Annotated in this window: 18 protein-coding genes; 5 read left to right on the top strand and 13 right to left on the bottom strand. The window is 34.6% G+C overall.

Annotated elements, in window-relative coordinates:
• Positions 1-160 precede the first annotated feature (160 nt).
• The 4 genes from thrC (at position 161) to CEF14_RS15670 (ending at position 3387) form a co-directional block, all read left to right on the top strand.
• Positions 161-1213, top strand: coding sequence for a threonine synthase (gene thrC / locus CEF14_RS15685; protein ID WP_102693690.1), 1053 nt, complete (start codon positions 161-163; stop codon positions 1211-1213).
• Positions 1210-2121, top strand: a complete 912-nt coding sequence (thrB, locus tag CEF14_RS15680) for a homoserine kinase (RefSeq protein WP_102693689.1) — start codon at positions 1210-1212, stop codon at positions 2119-2121. The genes thrC and thrB overlap by 4 nt, the downstream gene beginning before the upstream one ends.
• Positions 2122-2257: 136 nt before the next feature.
• Entirely contained in the window at positions 2258-2671 is a 414-nt protein-coding gene (locus tag CEF14_RS15675) for an Rrf2 family transcriptional regulator (protein ID WP_102693688.1), read from the top strand.
• 80 nt (positions 2672-2751) lie between these two features.
• Positions 2752-3387 carry an NAD(P)-dependent oxidoreductase gene (locus tag CEF14_RS15670; protein ID WP_102693687.1) on the top strand — a complete coding sequence of 212 codons (636 nt, stop codon included), beginning with the start codon at positions 2752-2754 and terminating at the stop codon, positions 3385-3387.
• A gap of 144 nt (positions 3388-3531) precedes the next feature.
• Here CEF14_RS15670 and CEF14_RS15665 read toward each other — a convergent pair whose 3' ends face one another.
• The 3 genes from CEF14_RS15665 to CEF14_RS15655 form a co-directional block, all read right to left on the bottom strand.
• On the bottom strand, positions 3532-4122 hold the full coding sequence (locus CEF14_RS15665) for a C40 family peptidase (RefSeq protein ID WP_102693686.1): 591 nt from the start codon (positions 4120-4122) through the stop codon (positions 3532-3534).
• A 243-nt stretch (positions 4123-4365) separates the two neighbouring features.
• On the bottom strand, positions 4366-5175 hold the full coding sequence (gene zupT / locus CEF14_RS15660) for a zinc transporter ZupT (protein WP_102693685.1): 810 nt from the start codon (positions 5173-5175) through the stop codon (positions 4366-4368).
• Between the two features lie 93 nt (positions 5176-5268).
• On the bottom strand, positions 5269-6150 hold the full coding sequence (locus CEF14_RS15655) for a LysR family transcriptional regulator (protein WP_102693684.1): 882 nt from the start codon (positions 6148-6150) through the stop codon (positions 5269-5271).
• Positions 6151-6298: 148 nt separating this feature from the next.
• Between CEF14_RS15655 and CEF14_RS15650 the strand changes: the two genes are divergently transcribed.
• Positions 6299-7504, top strand: a complete 1206-nt coding sequence (locus CEF14_RS15650) for an MFS transporter (RefSeq protein WP_102693683.1) — start codon at positions 6299-6301, stop codon at positions 7502-7504.
• Positions 7505-7559: 55 nt separating this feature from the next.
• Here CEF14_RS15650 and CEF14_RS15645 read toward each other — a convergent pair whose 3' ends face one another.
• The 10 genes from CEF14_RS15645 to CEF14_RS15600 form a co-directional block, all read right to left on the bottom strand.
• On the bottom strand, positions 7560-8153 hold the full coding sequence (locus tag CEF14_RS15645; protein WP_102693682.1) for a phosphatase PAP2 family protein: 594 nt from the start codon (positions 8151-8153) through the stop codon (positions 7560-7562).
• A 146-nt stretch (positions 8154-8299) separates the two neighbouring features.
• Positions 8300-9280: a siderophore ABC transporter substrate-binding protein gene (locus CEF14_RS15640; protein WP_102693681.1), complete on the bottom strand. Its 981-nt coding sequence runs from the start codon at positions 9278-9280 to the stop codon at positions 8300-8302.
• 16 nt (positions 9281-9296) lie between these two features.
• A complete protein-coding gene (locus tag CEF14_RS15635; RefSeq protein WP_102693680.1) occupies positions 9297-10058 on the bottom strand; it encodes an iron ABC transporter ATP-binding protein in 762 nt (253 codons plus the stop codon).
• Entirely contained in the window at positions 10055-11005 is a 951-nt protein-coding gene (locus CEF14_RS15630) for an iron chelate uptake ABC transporter family permease subunit (protein ID WP_102693679.1), read from the bottom strand. Before CEF14_RS15630 ends, CEF14_RS15635 begins: the two co-directional genes overlap by 4 nt.
• Entirely contained in the window at positions 10998-11948 is a 951-nt protein-coding gene (locus tag CEF14_RS15625) for an ABC transporter permease (protein ID WP_102693678.1), read from the bottom strand. The genes CEF14_RS15630 and CEF14_RS15625 overlap by 8 nt, the downstream gene beginning before the upstream one ends.
• 354 nt (positions 11949-12302) lie before the next feature.
• Positions 12303-13790 (bottom strand): peptide MFS transporter, encoded by a 1488-nt coding sequence (locus CEF14_RS15620; protein WP_102693677.1) that lies wholly within the window; start codon positions 13788-13790, stop codon positions 12303-12305.
• 389 nt (positions 13791-14179) lie between these two features.
• Complete coding sequence (gene hflX / locus CEF14_RS15615) at positions 14180-15448, bottom strand: GTPase HflX (protein WP_102693676.1); 1269 nt, start codon at positions 15446-15448, stop codon at positions 14180-14182.
• Positions 15449-15642: 194 nt separating this feature from the next.
• Positions 15643-16335, bottom strand: coding sequence for a VOC family protein (locus tag CEF14_RS15610; protein ID WP_102693675.1), 693 nt, complete (start codon positions 16333-16335; stop codon positions 15643-15645).
• Positions 16336-16403: 68 nt separating this feature from the next.
• On the bottom strand, positions 16404-17891 hold the full coding sequence (gene putP, locus CEF14_RS15605) for a sodium/proline symporter PutP (protein WP_102693674.1): 1488 nt from the start codon (positions 17889-17891) through the stop codon (positions 16404-16406).
• A gap of 478 nt (positions 17892-18369) precedes the next feature.
• A complete protein-coding gene (locus tag CEF14_RS15600; RefSeq protein ID WP_102693673.1) occupies positions 18370-20070 on the bottom strand; it encodes an L-lactate permease in 1701 nt (566 codons plus the stop codon).
• Between the last annotated feature and the right edge of the window lie 224 nt (positions 20071-20294).

The raw sequence follows: 20294 nt of genomic DNA, 5'->3' as shown, positions 1-20294 counted from the left end.
TTTGTGACAAGATGTAAAATAAATTCAAATAGTTTCGAAAATTTATAGAGAAGCTATTGAAAACAAGACATAAAATGCGTTAAAATGTCTCTTATAGAAAAACACTTGTATTTATAGAATGAACATTAAAAGATTTTATATACAAAGGAGAATGTTACATATGTGGAAGGGCCTTTTAGATCACTACAAAGAATTTTTACCTGTAACTGACGAAACACCTGCTTTAACATTACATGAAGGTAATACACCTCTAATTCATTTAGATACCCTATCAAAAGAACTGGGAATTGATTTACATGTAAAATTTGAAGGATTAAATCCAACTGGCTCTTTCAAAGACCGAGGAATGGTAATGGCTGTAGCAAAAGCAATCGAAGAAGGTAGCAAATGTGTAATTTGCGCTTCAACTGGTAATACTTCTGCCGCAGCTGCTGCATATGCTGCTCGCGCAGGAATCAAAGCAATTATTGTTATTCCAAAAGGTAAAGTAGCTGCAGGTAAACTCGCTCAAGCTTACATGTATGGTGCAAAAATTATTGAAATTGACGGAAACTTTGATGAAGCACTACAAGTTGTAAGAGATATTAGTGAAACAACTGCCGTTACTTTAGTAAACTCTGTTAACCCATATCGATTAGAAGGACAAAAAACAGCTGCATTTGAAATCTGTGATCAATTGGGTGATGCACCAGATGTTCTAGCTATTCCAGTTGGGAATGCAGGTAATATCAGCGCCTACTGGAAAGGCTTCAAAGAATATCATGAGAAAAAAGAAACAAAATTACCAAAAATGTTTGGTTTTGAAGCGGAAGGTGCTGCTGCAATCGTAAAAGGTGAACCGATCGCACATCCTGAAACAATTGCGACTGCTATTCGTATCGGTAATCCAGCAAGTTGGAAATTAGCAGAAGCTGCTCGGGACGAATCTGAAGGTAAAATTGGATCTGTTACAGATGAAGAGATTCTAAACGCCTACCGCCAAATCGCATCTAAAGAAGGTGTCTTTGCTGAACCAGGATCAGCAGCATCAGTTGCCGGTGTATTCCAATCAGTCGAAAATGGATCTATCCCTAAAGGAAGTCGTGTAGTAGCAGTATTAACGGGTAATGGATTAAAAGATCCTGATACTGCTGTGAAAGCTTCCACAGTGGACATGGTTTCACTACCAAATGATGAAGAAGAAATTCGTAAATATATTGAGGGATTAGTATGAGTAAAAAATGGTCAATTTCTGTCCCAGGTAGCACTGCTAACCTCGGGCCAGGATTCGATTCTATTGGTTTAGCTTTAGGACTATATCTTGATTTAGATGTTACCCTTCATGATCATTGGGAATTTGAACATCATTCAATTCATCTTCCAGAAAAATTTACCGTTGAAGATCATCTAATTTACAAAGTTGCAACTGAAACAGCAGAACGTTATAACGTTAGTTTACCTCCATGCAAGGTTATTATGTGGAGTGAATTACCTTTGGCACGTGGACTTGGTAGTAGTGCAGCTGCAATTGTCGCTGGTATTGAAATTACAAACCAAGTATGTGATTTAAACCTTTCCATTGATGAACGTTGTCGTTTAGCTTCTAAAATAGAAGGTCACCCAGATAATGCCTCTGCTTCTGTATGTGGTGGTTTGACAATTGGTGCTACCTTACCAAACGGACAACTTGAATTAATAAACGTCCAAGATGTTGACGCAGCATTTGCTGTTTTTATTCCAGATGTAGAATTGAAAACAGAAGAAGCTCGTAAAGTATTACCTTCAAATTATGATAAAGCATATGCAGTTCATGCTAGTGCTAATGCAAATATGTTAACTGCTTCTTTATTATTAAAAGATTACAAACGAGCTGGTGAATTTATGGAGCATGATTTGTTTCACGAACCGTTCCGTGCAAACTTAATTCCTAACTATCATGAAATTCGACAAACGGCAAAAGACGCAGGAGCATATGGTACAGCTATTAGTGGCGCAGGACCTACTGTCATTTCACTTATCGCAAAAAATCGAGTAAATCACTTTGTTGAAAAGATGAAACCACTTTTCCCTAGCTATGATATTAAAGCCGTACACGTTGATACAAAAGGTGTAAAAGTAACAATTGCAGAATATGTTGAATAACTAATGACCGAGCACTATTACGTAAAACTTCCATCAATGGACGTCTCACTACCCAATGAGGGATCGGTGCTCGGTTATTTTTTATTGACATTCCATTCAATTGTAACTATGATAGTTACAAACAGGTGGTGAGCCTATGATAAACAGTCGGTTCTCTGTGGCTATTCACATACTTTCATTAATTGCTTCAACGAGAGATACACATACATTAACATCTGATTATATTGCTAGTAGTGTCAATACAAATCCAGTTGTCATTCGACGTATAAGTAGCCAGTTGAAAAAAGCTGGTTTAATTGCTTCACATGCAGGTGTATCTGGCTATAAACTTGTAGTTTCTCCTAAGGACATAACCTTATTAGATATCTACCGTGCTGTACAAGCACCCGAAGATTTATTTGCCATTCATGACAATCCAAATCCAAATTGTGCCGTTGGCAAACAAATTCAATCAACATTAGATGATGTATTCTGTTCTGTACAGCAAGCATTAGAAAGTAAATTAGAAGAAGAGACATTACAAGACATATTAGATCATCTCTTTCATTAAGGGACGATCTATTTTATCACCCTACCTGTAACTAAATTTGTTACATTTAATAAATACCCATTGTATAGGAGGAATTCACCGTGAAAATTGGAATTATCGGTGCATCAGGTAAAGCAGGAAACAAAATTTTAGGAGAAGCAATAGCTCGTGGTCATGAAGTGACTGCAATTGTCCGTAATGCAACAAAATTACAAGGACAATCAGTAACTGTATTTGAAAAAGATGTATTCGACTTAACAACAGCAGATATAAATGGATTTGATGTTGTGGTAAATGCTTTTGGAGCACCAATCGGACAAGAAACACTTCATGTAGAAGTGGGGCATCACCTAATTGCAATCTTCAAAGATGCAAAAGAAACCAAATTATTTGTAGTTGGTGGTGCGGGAAGTCTATTTGTAGATCCAGAAAAAACTGTACGTGTCATCGAAACACCCGATTTCCCTGATATGTTCAAAGCTACTGCATCTAACCAAGCTCAAAACTTAGCAGATTTACAAGCTGCTTCAATCACTTGGACATTCCTAAGCCCATCAGCATTCTTCGATCCAGAAGGTCCTCGCACTGGCAAATATATTGAAGGTAAAGATCATTTATTAGTAAACGAACAAGGTGAAAGCTATGTATCTTACGCTGACTTTGCAATCGCAGTATTAGATGAAATTGAAAACCCTAAACATGTAAACGAACGTTTTACAGTTGCTTCTAATAAATAATAAATTAAATGTTTAATTTTAAGAATCGGCTAAGTAATAGCTATTCTCTAATTCAAACTCAACTTCATAAAAGCAATAAACACCCCTATAAATGTTTGACAGCAAACATTTATAGGGGTGTTTTGTGACCAGTAAAACTTAAAATCACTTTCTTGACCATGTGTTATCTACAATTACAAATCCATTCCCCTTAGGATAACCATTACTTACGAAATCATAAGGCATTATTTTATCTGGTAATACCCATGCATATTTGGGAGCTAATTTAGAACCACTATTTATTTGTTTATATACTTTATATGTTTTTCCGGCTTTATAATATGAGTACCAAACTAATTGACTACAATAAGTTCTTTTTGTACTTTTTAAACTAGCCCCTACCGAATAAGGTATTTTTTTATCCTTAAAATATTTCTTTGCATTTGATGCAGCTTTTTTGCCTAATGATGCCGATTTAGGACGAACTACTTTCGAATTTCCATAGCGATGTTCCCATTGTTTTTTTGTGAAGACAATTGGGTATGGCTCATTTTTCCAGCCAGAAGTATGTAAAATTTGATTCGAACTAATGAATATCCCAGTATGTCCTGCTATTCCATAAGATGAAGTATTTTTTGTAACTATAATATCTCCAGGCTTATTAGTCATTGCTTCAACTCTTAAAGAATGAAAGTTGAAAGAAAAAATAATTAATAAAATCGGAAAAATGAACCATATTTTATTTTTCGAATACATCTCACTTACCACCTTATCTTTTTTACTATTTTTACATTTTTTTCTTTTATAATAAATAGATATTTTGAATTATTTTGTAAAGGGGGGTTTTCAATGAAGAAAATATTATTCGCTGTGTTGACTTTAATATTAATTGCAACAGGATTAGGATTCATAAAGTAGTAAACACGATTGTAGGTACATAAATTTAGGGAAAAATTTACCCTTCAGATATATAGAAGGGATTGCAGATTGCAATCCCTTTTATGCCAACAAAACTAAACTAATTGCCATCACGATCATTCCTAATACTACACCATAAATGGATGAATGTGCTTCATCATATTTTCGTGCAGCTGGTAATAATTCATCCAATGAGATAAAGACCATTATTCCGGCAACTCCAGCAAAAATCATCCCAAACATAACATCATTCAAAAATGGCATTAATACTAGATATGCAACAAAAGCTCCAACCGGCTCTGCTAAACCAGATAAGAATGATAATTTAAATGCCTTCTTGCGGTTACCCGTTGCATAAAAAATCGGTACAGATACCGCAATCCCTTCTGGAATATTGTGAATCGCTACAGCTATAGCAATCGCTAAGCCGAGATTCGGATCATTTAATGCTGAAACAAATGTTGCAATCCCCTCTGGAAAGTTGTGAATTCCAATAGCTAAAGCTGTGAAAATCCCCATTTTCATGAGCTTAGCATAATCATCATTTGATGGACCCCTATGCAAATCTTCTACCATTTTTACTTCATGGGGATTCCCTTGCTTTGGAATTAGTTTATCAATCAATGCAATTAGCAGCATGCCACCAAAGAATCCAACTATTGTGAACAAATAGCCCTGTTTCATTCCTAATTCAGCTACAAGTGCGTGTTTTGCTTTTACGAAAATTTCAACAAGTGAAACATAAATCATAACACCTGCTGAAAAACCCAATGCAAATGATAAAAACTTCGTATTGGTCCTCGAAGTAAAAAATGCGATTAAGCTGCCAACACCTGTTGCTAATCCCGCGAATAAAGTTAACCCTAATGCATATAAAATACTTCCATCCACCCGCATACCTCTCTTTTTATAAACGTTTTGTTCATTGTATGCGTATACTTTTACCTATGAACCATTAATCCACAAAGAAATAGATTCAAAAGCCTATTTTTCTCTAAACTCCCTCATAACAAAATCTCTAAAAGTTGTAGCGGCTTGAGACATATATCTTTTCTTCATGTAGCCAATACCTAATTTACGTTGACATATCGGCTCACTAACACGAATTTTAGATAAATGATACTCATTTAATCCTCTTATATTCGGAAGCAATGCTACACCCAACCCTGCTTCAACAAACCCTGCAAGTGTATGAAATTCTTCCCCTTCGAAAACAACCTCTGGAGAAATATTTGCAAGTGCTAATAATTGATCATTAATTTGCCGAAGAGAATTTCCTTCTTTTAATGAAACAAATGGATCATTGCCTATTTCAGATAAATGAATTTGCTTACGATTTGCTAGTCGATGGTCTTCTGGTACAATCACAAATAACTCTTCACTCCATAGTTCAACCCACTCGAAGGGAATATCTGTATCAACATATGGCACCAAACATAGTTCAAACTCTCCTGCCTCTAATTGTCGCAGCAAATGAAAAGAATTGCTTTGTGTGAATTCAAACTGTACATTGGGATACTTTCTGCGGAACATGCGTACCAAACGTGGAATAAGTTGCATTCCCACTGTATGTGTAAAACCGATAGTTATTACCCCATAATCAGGTGTCACTAAATCTGCAATCTCTTGCTTTACTTCTTCATACAGTTTACTAATTGGCATTGTTCTTTTTAAAAACAACTCACCAAAGCGGTTTAATTTAATGGAACGCCCTTTTCGATCAAATAGCGGGACACCAACTTCCTCTTCTAGCTGTGCAATTGACTTACTAAGTGCTGGCTGAGATATATTCAATTTTTCAGCAGCTTGGGTCATATGTTCTATTCTCGCTACAGTTTGGAAATACTTTAGTTGTTGTAAATCCATGCTATGCCTCCTAATAACCAAATCGAATCAAATTAATAAAAATAATAAATTGTAATTATCAATAGAATGAATCTATAATAAACCGTAACAAAAAAAATGACAATTCAGTTTCCTAATTTGCCATTATATTATGGAGTGATATTTAGAAATGGATGATTATATTAAAAAAGGAACGATGGATTTTCGCAAAGCAAACCTGGCATTATTTGCGGGGGCTTTTAGTACATTTGCGAATTTATATATGACCCAACCCGTGTTACCAACATTATCCAAGGTTTTTCATATTTCACCTACCACAGCTTCCCTATCCTTGTCTTTAACAACTGCTTCCTTAGCTATTAGTATGTTAATTATTGGATCCCTATCTGAAGCTTGGGGTCGTAAATCAATTATGACATTTTCAATGATAGCTGTTGCAATTTTAACGCTATTGATAGCCTTCGCCCCCAATTATCATATGTTACTCATTTTAAGGATCATACAGGGAATTGTCTTTGCAGGACTTCCTGCAATTGCAATGGCTTATCTAGGCGAAGAGATTGATCCTGCTAGTTTAGGTGCTGCAATGGGACTTTATATTAGCGGAAACTCTATTGGTGGGCTTGCTGGACGAATTATTATGGGAACCGTTAGTGATTTCTTCAACTGGCGAATTGGTATGATGACAATCGGTATCATTAGTTTACTTGTTGCGATTGCTTTTTACTTTTTACTCCCCTCATCAAAGCATTTTACTCCTGAAAAACTGGCATTTAAGCCCCTATTCAAATCTTTACTAATGCATCTTAAAGACCCTGCATTACTGAGTCTGTTTGGAATGGGTTTTTTACTTATGGGTTCTTTTGTAACGATGTATAACTATATTGGATTTCAATTATTAGAACCTCCTTATTCATTAAGCCAAACTATTGTTGGTTGGATTTTCTTAATCTATTTAGTCGGAACATTTAGTTCTGCATGGATGGGGGGACTTGCCGATCATCATGGTAGATATAAAATATTATTAAGCGGAATTGGCTTAATGATTGGTGGTGCACTTCTTTCTTTAGTTGGCATTCTATTTATTAAGATTCTCGGTATCGCTATATTCACCTTTGGATTCTTTGGCGGACATGCAATTGCTAGTGGTTGGGTTGGCAGACGAGCAACTCACGATAAAGCTCAAGCCTCTTCCCTATACTTATTCTTCTATTATGTAGGATCAAGTATTGGTGGTACTACAGGTGGTATATTCTGGTCTAACTTTGGTTGGATTGGTGTAATTAGTATTATCTTAATCTTCCTTTTAATAGCAGTCATTTTAACATCTATTATTCATAAGATCACATCGAAAAATGTTTTAACACAAGCATGAAAAAGGCACTGATCATTGATCAGCGCCTTTTCTTATGCCTTTCGTTCTTGTAACTCTACAGTTTTTTTCGATGTTTATACCAAATAACACACAAGATAAACCATGTGTAGCCAATTGACCATCCCGCAATAACATCTGATGCAAAATGATGACTCCCGGCAATCCGAGATAAGCCTATTAAAGCAGTCATTATTGTTGCAAATAGCCATGCGAATAGTTTCATTGTTTTGGACGATGAATGTTCAGTTACTAAGAAAGTAATGGTAAATAGATAAAGAATCCCAACCATTGCATGACCAGAAGGAAAACTAAAACTGCTTAATTGATGTGGTATAACTGGTCTTGGTCTACGAATCCATTCCTTCAATATCTGATTGAACACATTTCCTCCTGCAATCGTTAAAAGTGCAAACATCATACCACGGTAATTGTGGTTTCGGATCCACAACCAAACTAATAGGCAAACAGCTACAATTAAAATAAACTTTGTTTCTCCAAAGTAATGGAAAAATTCAATGAAAGAATTACCTTTCAAAAGAGTTGAAGCCTTTATATCTAGACTAGTTACCCAGGTGCTATTTAAACTGAAATCTAATATAAAAAAGATAACAGCAGTTACAATTGCTAAGAAGTAGAAAAATTTCGTCATTAAAATCCTCCTTTTACGAAATATTCTTTTCTTATAACTATACCTTTTTATTATTCTATGGAATAGCACAAAAAAATACTCAGCTCATTTTATCCACAAATAAAACACCTAGCAAAAATTTGCTAGGTGTTTATGTTTAATCAAGTTTATAAGGCTGCTTCTACTTCTTTCACCATTTCAGTTACAGATTGTAATCCGCCACCAGATAAATACCAAACTTCTGGGTTAAGATAGATCATTTTACCATCTTTATAAGCAGTTGTTTTCTTTACAATATCGTTTTCAATATCTTTTTTCGCAGATGCACCTTGTGTTACTACTGCATCTCGGTCTACTACAAAGATAATATCTGGATTTTTTTCTAATACATATTCATACGAAACATTTTGACCATGTGTTGAAACTTCGATGTTTTTATCAACTGGTTTAAAACCAAATACATCGTGAATTACGCCAAAGCGAGATGCAGGGCCGTAAGCACTGATTTTCCCTTCAGAACCTAAGATGATTAAAGCCTTTTTATCTAAATTTTTCGTTTCAGATTGTACTTTTGCGATTGTTTCATCAACTTTTGCCAATTCATCTTTTACTTGATCTTCTTTACCGAAAATTTGTCCAGCTAATTCTGTATTCTTTTTAAATGAATCCATATAGTTTGATGTATCTAATCCTACATAAACTGTTGGAGCAATTTTACTTAATTCTTCATAAAGACTTGCTTGACGACCTGAGATAAAAATAACATCTGGTTGAATGGTTGCAAGTTTTTCTAAATCAGGTTCTTTTAATGAACCAACATTTTCGTAATCCGTGCTATCATATTTTTTTAGATATTTTGGAATTGAATCTTGAGGAACACCTGTCACTTTAACACCTAGTGTATCAAGTGTATCTAAGAAACCCATATCAAATACGACGACTTTTTTTGGATTTTTCGGAACTTTAACTTCATCTTTTACAGCATCAGATGAGCCATCCTCATTTTGAATACCAAAGTCATTGGTTACTGTAATAGTATCTTCTTTCGAGCCAGAATTTGAATTTTCTTTACTTGTATCTTTAGAACCACATGCTCCTAGCGCAAGAAGCAAAGCAAATACTAATGATAATAATGACCATTTTTTCATTGTTTGATCTCCTTTATTATGAATTGAAATATACGCAAATACGGCAGCTATTCATTTCTTGAATAGGAATGTCCATATCATAAATTTCTTTTAATGATTCCGAGTTAATAATCTCATCTGTCGGGCCATCTTTTACGACTTTACCGTCTTTTAAAGCAACAATATAATCTGAATAAACAGATGCAAAATTTATATCATGTAAAACAATTACTACTGTCTTATCTAATTCATCTACAAGCTTTCGTAAGATTTTCATAATCTGTACGGAATGCTTCATGTCTAAGTTATTTAATGGTTCATCCAACAGAATATATTCGGTATCTTGAGCAATCACCATTGCAATAAATGCTCTTTGACGTTGACCACCCGATAGCTCGTCTAAATAATCATGTTGAATATCTTCTAGATTCATATAGTGAATTGCTTCGTCAACTTTCTTGTGATCTTCCTCATTTAGATGCCCATGTGAATATGGAAATCTTCCGAAAGAAACAAGCTCACGAATTGTTAAGCGAACATTCATAAAGTTAGACTGTTTTAAAATGGATACTCGTTTTGCAAAATCATTTGATTTTAAATTCTTTACATCTGCGTTATCAAGCAACACTTCACCAGTATCTGCATCCAGTAATCGGCTAACCATCGATAATAATGTCGATTTACCCGCTCCATTTGGGCCAATAAAAGAAGTTATTTTTCCACGTGTTATGTCAACGCTTACTTTATCAACGACGACTTTTTTCCCAAAGAATTTGGTTATTTCTTTTACTTGGATCATGCAGATCGACTCTCCCTTAATAATAAGTAAATAAAGTAAATACCACCGATAAAATTGATAATGACACTTAATGTAGTTGAGAACGTAAATACTCTTTCAACAATCCATTGACCGCCAAATAGTGCAACTAAACTTAAAAGAGCAGCACCCACAATCAACACAGAATGTTTGTATGTTTTGAAAAATTGATAAGATAGATTGGCTACGATTAGTCCAAAGAAGGTAATCGGTCCAACCAATGCTGTTGAAACGGAGATTAACATGGATGAAATAATCAGCATATGTTTTACTACCCTATCGTATGGTACACCTAAGTTAATTGCATGATCACGACCAAGTAATAAGACATCTAATTCATGTACCATACGCCATCCAAACATCATAACAAGAACGACAACTACTAATGCAAGCCATACTAAATCACCATTAACATTATTAAAACTTGCAAACATTTTATCCTGTACTCGAGCAAATTCATTTGGATCAATCAATACTTGCATAAAAGTCGTCAAACTTCCTAAAAGTGTCCCAACAATAATCCCTACTAAAAGTAAAAAGTAGATAGGACGTTTACCTGAACGAAATAAGAATTGATAAAGTATTAATGCAAAGCTAATCATTACCAGAACGGATAGAAAGAAATTAACCTGTGCATTCATAATGGCTATATGACTTGATCCAAGGGTGAAAATAATCACTGTTTGTAGTAACAAATATAAGGAATCTAATCCCATAATGCTTGGTGTCAAAATTCGATTATGTGTGATGGTTTGAAAAGTAACTGTTGAATAGGCAATCGCAACACCTGTTATTGCCATCGCGATTACTTTAATCACACGACGAGGTAATATGTAATCATAATTACCATTTAACCCTTGAAACAAATATAAGCATGCGAATATCACAACGAGAATTGCTAGTATTAACATCTTTAAGCTATTACGCATAAGCTTTCCCCCTAAACAATAAGAATAGGAAGACTGCACTACCGATGACGCCTACCATTAAACTGATTGAAATCTCATATGGATATATTAGCAATCGTCCTAAAATATCACATATTAACAAGAAGATAGCTCCTAGCATAGCGGTATGCGGTAAAGTTTTTTGTAAGTGATCACCTTTAAAAATAGAAATAATATTTGGGATGATTAATCCTAAGAAAGGAATCATACCTACTGTTAACACCACTGTAGTTGTTATTAAAGCCACGAGGATTAAACCGAAGTTTACAATACGCTTATAAGCTAGCCCTAAGTTCTTTGCAAAATCTTCCCCCATACCTGCAACCGTAAAACGATTAGCATATAGATAAGCGACAATTAGTACGGGTACACTAATATAAAGAAGTTCATAACGCCCTTTCATAATCATTGAAAAATCTCCTTGCAACCAAGTAGAAATATTCTGGATTACGTTCGACTTATATGCAAAGAAAGTGGTAATGGAGGATAAAATATTACCAAACATTAACCCAACAAGTGGAATGAATATCGCATCTTTAAATTTTATACGGTTCAAAATTTGCATAAATAATATTGTGCCGGCTAATGCAAATACAAAGGAAACCGCCATTTTTTCCAACATCGAAGCATTCGCGAATAACAACATCGATACGAGAATCCCTAAACGGGTGGCATCTAATGTTCCAGCCGTTGTAGGCGACACGAATTTATTGCGACTTAAACTTTGCATAATCAAACCCGCAATACTCATCCCAAAACCTGCTAATATAATTGCCATTAACCTAGGTACACGACTAATAAGGAAAATTTGAGTTTTCTCTGAATGAATCGTTAATAGATCCATTGGAGAGATGCTCGTTACCCCTACAAAAAGGGATAAAATTGCTAAAATAACTAGTGCTAAAAATAAATATCGTTTCTTCATCACAATCCCCGACTTTTTCCATTTTGTGAGTTCAATTTATGAAAATGAAATTCATTATCAATTAGCTCACGGTAATTAGTATATCATATTGATAATCATTTTCAACATCTAAATGAAAATGATTATCAAATAAGTGACGAACGACAATACCCTAAAGTACTCATATTCTGTTCTTTATCATTATTATTTAAAAAGATTTTTATATAGCCTCTATTAAACAATCTAATATATAATCTCTTTCGCTACAGCTGCAAGTTTCTAGCAGGATTATTGGAATGAAGGGTTGAGCATAAAAAAAGACTTGTCCTAAAATTGGTAACACCAATTTAGGACAAGCCTTTTAATAAATTATTTTTATCGAATACTACCCATTTTTTTAGAAATCCAAGGGCTTAGCATTAACATGAATAAGAATAATACTATAGAAGCTCCACCAAGATAACCAAAATATTGAACTTCTGAAATTTTGGCGAATAGTTTTGCAAATTGTGCATTTAATGCTTGTGCAGCAGTACTTGTTAAGAACCAAAGTGACATAGTTTGAGCTGCGAATGCAGATGGCGCTAATTTAGTAGTTGCTGATAGACCAACTGGTGACATTAATAATTCACCAATTACTACTAAGAAGAATGAAATGACAATCCACCATGGGCTAATTAACTCTTTACCACCTGAAGTTATTGCTGGAATGATCATGATTAAGAATGATAAACCGGCAAATAATAGTGACAATGAGAATTTGATTGGCGTAGATGGTTGTCGATTCCCCATTTTAATCCATATCCAGGCGAAGATTGGCGCCATTGTAATGATAAATAATGGGTTTAAAGACTGGAACCAAGAAGCTGGAATTACAAATGATCCCATTGTTAAATCTGTTCGTTGATCTATATATGCTGCAAGAATAGTTGAACCTTGTTCTTGGATAATCCAGAACATTGTACCCGTAATAAATAAAGGGATATATGCAAGAAGATGTGATTTCTCTTCTTTTTTTGTTTTTTTACTAGTGAACATCCAAATAAATACTGAGATTGGAGCTAATAAACCGATAACTGTGAAGAAGTTAACAACTACATCGATTGTTAAGTTACCACTTACAGTTGCAAGAATAACTAATGCAGCTACTACAATAACTGCTACGATGAATTTTTTAAGAATGCTACTACGTTCTTTTGCATTTAATGGATTTTTAGGTTCTACACCTGCAATACCCAATTTTTCTTTTTGGTTAAAAGTATACATGAATAATCCAATAGCCATACCTATTGCTGCAATACTAAAACCTGCATGATAGTTATAATGTTCTTTGACGGCACCTACAACTAGTGGAGAGATAAACGCACCTGCGTTAATACCCATATAGAAAATATTAAAACCTGCATCACGGCGGTTATCGCCCTCTGCGTAAATATCACCAACAACTGATGATACGTTTGGTTTTAATAATCCAGTACCAATAATAATAAATACCATTGAAGCAAATAAGAATGTTAAGCCACCAGGAACTGCTAAGCAGATATGACCAAACATAATTAATATACCGCCCCAGAAGATTGTTCTTCTAGTACCTAAAATACGGTCAGCAATCCAACCACCAATAATACCTGACATATATACTAATGATCCATAAATTGCCATAATTGAAGCTGCTGTGGTTTCATCTAATCCTAAACCACCTTTTTTTACTTTATCGTACATAAAATATAATAGGATTGCTTTCATACCATAGTATGAAAAACGTTCCCAAAATTCTGTAAAGAACAAGCTAAATAATCCCTTTGGATGTCCGAAGAATCCTGTTTGAGGAACTGACTTAACGATTTCCTCTTTTGTTGCCATAAGAAACTCTCCTTCTTTCAATATAAAAAATAGTCTTACAATTCAAACTATAAAGTTTATAAATTTGTAATTTAGCGATGCATGTTGTCCATTATACACGCACATTTGTGCTAAGTCAAAAAAATTTTTTGATATAGAAAATTGTTTATTTTTTGATTATTAAAACAATTAATCCCCTAAATCACAGTGTTTTAATATTAAATTATTATCAGAAGTCGATCAATGTTTTATCCGATGAAATTTCAGGTCATATATACTGTACTTTCCATAAATACATTTTAATCGGAGACATTACTTATCTCATTTTTATGATTAAGCCCCTATTACACTATAGTAACATAGCATTTTTTCTAAAATGCAGTAAAAAAAGAGATGACAAAAGCCATCCCTTAATTAACCTGAAACATTTGATATTTTTGTGCAGTTGATTCGTGTACTTCTACCTTTAATATAGTGCCGTTTTCATCATAACTTGTTTCTATTATATGTGCAGATTCATTCAAATAAGAAACGATATCCCCTCGATCATAAGGAATACAGAATGTACATGTTACATAATCAGAGAAGATATGCTGACGTATTAATTGTAGTAGTTCATCAAGCCCTACCCCTTCTTTTGCTGATATCCAAATTTGATTGTTGTTTACATAAGGATAAGCTAGATTGGCTAAGTCTGCTTTGTTATATACACATATAGTAGGAATATCTTCTACTCCAACTTCTTGTAGTGTGTTGTTAGTAACTTCTATCATGTATTGGTTTTCTGCATTCGAAGCATCTACAACATGTAAAAGTAAATCCGCATCTCTTGCTTCCTCTAATGTAGAACGGAATGCTTTTACTAAATGGTGTGGAAGTTTACTTACAAATCCAACTGTATCTGTAAGTAAAAAGCTCTTATGATCAGGCAAGCTAATCTGTCTTACGGAAGTTTCGAGTGTAGCAAATAGCATATTTTTTTCAACAACTTGCTTATGCTCTTCTTGATTTACTTTGTTTAGTAGTTGATTCATAATGGTAGATTTCCCGGCATTTGTATATCCCACAATTGAAACAATTGGAATTTCACTTTTACGACGCTGTTTTCTTTGGGTCTCACGTTGTTCCTTCACAACTTCTAATTCTTTATTTAGTTTAGCAATTTGTTCTTCAATTTTCCTGCGATCAAGTTCAAGTTTTGTTTCACCTGCACCACGGTTCTTAAATCCACCACCTGTACCACCACCTTGGCGACTTAAAGAATCTCGTAAACCAACTAAACGAGGTAACATATATTGTAATTGGGCTAATTCTACTTGCATTTGTGCTTCTTTAGATTTTGCACGTCTAGCAAATATATCAAGAATAAGCATTGTGCGATCTATCACCTTGCATTCCAAATCTCGCTCCAAATTACGAATTTGCGATGGTGATAATTCATCGTCAAATATGACTAAGTTTGCATCTGCTTCATTATAGAAATTTTTAATTTCTTCGATTTTACCTGTACCAACATAATGCGAAGGATTTATACGTTCTAAATTTTGGGTTACAACACCAACTACCTCAACGTTAAGTGCTTCAGCCAAATTTCCTAGTTCTTCGATTGAATAGTCAAAGTGCAAATCATTGCGTAAATTTACACCAACTAATATTGCTTTCTCGATCAATTGATCCAAAGATATTCCTCCTTCACAAATCTTACATTTATATCTACCTTCACAGCCTATTAAAACGGGCCCTAGCTTTTAGGCTATGTCAAAATATAATGTTTAAACACACCTAATTAAAAAAAGAGTAGATTACCTATTCTACTCTCCTAGTCCTCTATATTATAAGTTATGCCTATCGTATCATAAAAAATGTACACAACTCAAACTTTCACAATATCGATTGTTTGAAGGCGTTCTTTTCCTTCTAGCGATTGTTGAAATACAAAAGTTGTATTAGCTAATTTTAATGTATTTTCTTTGGCAGGTAGCGATAATAATCGTGACCACTGCGTCAATTTTCTTTGGACATCTTTCACATTAAAAATACAACGCTCTATTTGCAGGTCTACATTTGCTTTTTGAATTGTACCATCTGCTTTTAATACATCATACCTTTCATGCAAAGGTTGCTCCCATTCTATAAAAAATGGATATGGCAGCGAATCGTCTATTTTTTGTTCAATAAATAACATATTCCATCGAATCATCTTACCGTCTGCTGTTTTTCTCTCTGCTGGAATAACTCCACTTGTCCGATAGCCCAGTTTTCTAAAATAGAGGTTTTTTCTTTTTAAATCATCGGTCCTTAAGCATAATGAATAAAAACCTTCACCATCATTAATATCATAAAGTAACTGTTTTACAAGTGGTTGGTTCGCAATCTTTGCAATATCAGCATTTTCTACTGCCAACCATTCAATATAACTATTTCTAGTATATAACAACGCATTATACGTTCCCCATTGTAAATGTTGCCCACCTATAACTGGATGAATTCCTTCTATTGCAACTTCTTGAGCAATCTGAGCTGGACTTTTTGTTGTAAAATATACGACATGATCTAACTCGAACATTTATTACCACCCCTTAGAAAAAATTAGCCTGTAGCCGCATTTTGTTGCAAACTACAGGCGGGCCCCCTTTACCCTCTTTTTTCTTGTTCTAATAATTCTATCGTTCTATCAAATTCATCTTCTATTTCTGGATTTGGTTTATACGTAATTAGGCTAACAATTACTGCGACAACTAAACAAATGATAAAACCTGGCACAATCTCATACAAGGCTGCATGCAAATGCTCATTAGATCCCCATATATAAGCAGTTGCTGCACCAGTTATCATTCCTGCAAGAGCACCCCAGTTCGTGATTTTTTTCCAGTAAAGTGTTAACAAGATGATTGGCCCAAACGCTGCACCAAATCCTGCCCAAGCAAATGATACAAGATCTAGAATTTTATTGTCTTGTTCCCAAGCCAAATACATTGCTAAAACAGAAACAAGTAAGACTGCCATTCGTCCCAAAAATACATATTGTTTATCTGAAGCGTTTGTTTTAAATACTGCTTTATAGATATCTTCTACTAAAGCAGAAGATGTAACGATTAATTGTGAAGAAATCGTGCTCATGATTGCAGCTAAAATAGCAGCTAACATAATTCCTGCTATAAACGGATGGAATAGGATTTGACCCAGTGCTATAAATACAGTCTCAGGGTTTTTCAATGTTAGGCCATTTTGGTGATAATACGCAATCCCTACTAATGCAGTAGCAATCGCACCGAACAAACTCAAGAACATCCATCCGATTCCTATACGACGTGCTTGTTTTGTTTCTTTTACACTTTTTATCGCCATAAATCGAACAATAATATGCGGCTGTCCAAAATAACCTAGCCCCCAAGCTACCGTTGAAATAACACCTGTTAGCGTAGCTCCTGAAAATAAGCTTAACAATTTAGGATTGACTTCGTGGATCGAAGTTGCCGTTTCTGAAAAACCCCCAGTCAAGAATAATCCAAAAATCGGAACAATAATCAATGCTAAAAACATAACAAGACCTTGTATAAAGTCTGTATAGCTTACTGCTAAGAAGCCGCCAAATAGCGTATATGCAATTACAACACCTGAAGTAAGCAATAAACCTGTATGGTAGTTATAACCAAATGAACTTTCAAAGAATACTCCACCAGCTACCATTCCCGAAGATACGTAGAAAGTGAAGAATACTAAAATGATGAGACCAGATGCAATTCTTAGTAATTTTGTTTTATCTTTTAATCGATTATCTAAATAACTCGGAATGGTAATCGAATCATTAGAAACTTGTGTATACATACGTAATCGTGGTGCTACAAACAGCCAGTTTAAATAGGCTCCAACAGTTAATCCGATGGCAATCCAAGCTTCAATTAAACCGCTTGCATAAATAGCCCCTGGTAAACCCATTAATAGCCAACCTGACATATCTGCTGCTCCAGCACTTAAAGCAGTAACAGCCGGCCCTAACGATCGTCCTCCTAACATGTAATCCGTTAAATTGGACGTCTTCCGAAAGGCATACCAACCAATGACCAACATCGCAATCATATAAATAAGAATTGCTACTAATTGAAACATATTGTCGGACATATAGACTCCCCCTTTGCATTATTCTATTTTATATCCAGCTTAACTTCCTATAATTGCAATATAAGAGGCACTCTACAGAAATTAAAGATGAATACTTTTTAAATTTCACACCACTCTAATTATTTAATAGAGTTCTGTATATTCTATACTATCATATTATTCAGTTATTAATAACCTTAAAAATAGATGATTATTTATTCATTTTTACTATTAATTTAAGAAAACTTTATACATTTAAATTGTATACGGATGTATATTGCAAACAATATTCTAATTAAGTGAAGCATTACTTCTTATGTAAAGAACTAACTTATTATGTAACTTGAAATGGCTATTGTTTTTTGGTCAAATAATAACGAAAAACCGCAGCCGAGAACCCATAAAAACGTTACCGGGGCTCGGCATCGGTCAATTAAAACATCGATAATATTACTGTTTCCTAATCAAAAAATATAAACTAGTCTTATACATAATATTTTTAAGGCAGCATCCATGATAAGACGTTACTTTGTAGAAATGTAATGATACAAATAACAACTAATAAGATTACACTATATTTTAATGTAAACCTCAGTAATTCAGATTCTTTGCCGGCAAGACCTACAGCTGCTGTAGCAACAGCGATTGATTGTGGAGAAATCATTTTCCCTGTAACACCACCGGATGAATTTGCGGCTAACGATAGTAATGGATCCATTCCAACAGACCCTGCGGTAACTTGTTGAAGTTTTGCAAATAACACGTTTGAAGAAGTATCTGAACCTGTGATGAATACCCCTAGCCACCCTAGAACTGGTGAAAAGAATGGGAAAAGCTCACCTGTTTTAGCTAACACCAATCCTAGTGTAGTAGTCATTCCAGCAGTATTTGTAACATATGCATAAGCAACAACAGCGCAAATTGTGATGATTGGATATTTGATTTCATTGATTGTTTCAACAAATGTTACAATCCATTTGTTCCATGAAATTTTGAAGACAAATTTCGTTACAATGGCAGCCAAAAGAATAGCTGTTCCTGCTGCTCCTAATAATTCTAACTTATACACAGCTGCAATTGGTTCATGTGAAGTACCACTGATCACTTTATTATTCAGTAAAGGAACTTCCGGCATAAATGTAAGTGCATGTCCAAGTACATTTACACCTTTTAAAAGAAAGTTCGTTCCTTCATAGTGACCGGTTAATGCTAATTTTATCGTTGGAATCCCCCAAATAGATATAAACCCAGTCAAAATAATAAACGGAGACCATGCTTTTAAGATTTGACCACTATTATATGAGTCTCCTTGTGATTTACTCTCAGTATGAATTGTATCGACTGTTGCTGCCGTTTCCTGTTCTGATTTAAAGCGATAAATTGTTTTGGGTTGCCAAAATTTCATAAAAACTGCTAAAGCGACTAAGGATACCAATGCTGATAGAACATCTGGTAATTCAGGTCCTAAATAATTTGAAGTTAAAAATTGTGTTAGTGCAAATGAGATACCTGAAACCAACACAGCTGGTAAAACTTCCACAGCTTTCTTTAGTCCAGCCATAATAACAATCAAGAAAAACGGAAGAAATACAGATAGTAACGGTAACTGGCGTCCTACAACTTTGGAGATTTCAGTTGCAGCAATTCCTGTTGGTCCCTCCATTGCAGTAATTGGAACACCAATTGCACCAAAAGCAACTGGTGCAGTATTGGCAATTAAGCAAAGTCCTGCTGCATATAACGGATTAAATCCAAGGCCAACTAATAGTGCTGCAGAGATAGCAACTGGTGCACCAAATCCAGCAGCTCCTTCAAGAAAAGCTCCAAATGAAAAAGCAACCAATAATGCTTGAATTCGTCGATCCTCAGTAATAGAGAGGACAGAGTGACGGATAATATTAAAATTTCCTGTTTTCACGGTTAAATTATAAAGAAATACCGATGTGATAATAATCCAGCCTATTGGAAGTAGTCCATAAACAGCACCCTGTGAAGCAGACATAATTGAAATTCCAACCGGCACTTTGAAAGCGATTACAGCTAAAACTAAAGAAACAAGAAGTGTCGTTAATCCGGCTATATAGCCTTTCATTTTCTTAAAAACTAAAGCCCAAAAAAAGTAGAGAATTGGCAGTACCGCTACAACAGCTGACCATCCTAAACTTCCTCCAACCGCTTTAAAATCTTGTGTAAATGTCATTTTTTATCCCCCTCGATTATTTGTAATTTCTTTACATACCCCTAAACATTTTGCATATCTCCCTATATTCTAAAAAAATGCGGATATTAGGTCATCTGATGACTCTATGTTTATGATTATATTTTCAAAATTTATTAAATTCAATATTTTTTGACAGAAAGACAACTTTTTATTTAAGAAAAGAAACACGATTAAGAGAAATATTGTGTATAATGGAGCTACAA

This window comes from Rummeliibacillus pycnus, assembly GCF_002884495.1.
Taxonomy (GTDB): Bacteria; Bacillota; Bacilli; order Bacillales_A; family Planococcaceae; genus Rummeliibacillus; species Rummeliibacillus pycnus.
The sequence above is the reverse complement of the archived record's forward strand: the minus strand, read 5'-3'. Positions and strand labels throughout refer to the sequence as shown.